The 429-nt window shown below is 48.0% G+C and carries 1 protein-coding gene; it reads left to right on the top strand.

Annotated features, from left to right (window positions below; translation table 11 throughout):
- The coding region (locus tag A3729_RS32725) for an HD domain-containing phosphohydrolase (protein ID WP_369820123.1) at nucleotides 1-429 on the top strand (429 nt) is incomplete at both ends.

The following is a 429-nucleotide window of genomic DNA, read 5'->3' as shown; positions in this document are numbered from 1 at the left end:
TCCGAGCGGGTAGGGCGTGCAGTCAAAGAGCATAAAGAACGTAAAGACGGTTCAGGCTGGCCGCAAGGCATTATCGGAGATAAGCATAGTCTCGATGCTCAGGTTGTTGGTCTTGCTGTTATGCTTGATGAAGCCTATCGAAAAAAATTGCGTCCGAGAGGTTATGGGCCTTCTCAGTTAATTCCTTTAATTCAGGCTGAATCAGAGGCGGTTGATCGTGATATATGTCATGCTGTCGTCGAGATGCTGCGTAAGAATGCCCAGGGCCTTGCTCAAGTTATCCCCATAGAGTTTATGCCCAAACTATCGCGTTACTTGGTGGTGCAGCAGCGTTTTATGGTGCATTGGTTGGAACTTGCAAAGCAATGTGCTGTAGGGATGCGAGAGGTGCAAAGTATTGCACAGACAGAGCGTTCCATGTTGATCATC

Source organism: Oleiphilus sp. HI0043, from assembly GCF_001634935.1.
The sequence above is the reverse complement of the archived record's forward strand: the minus strand, read 5'-3'. Positions and strand labels throughout refer to the sequence as shown.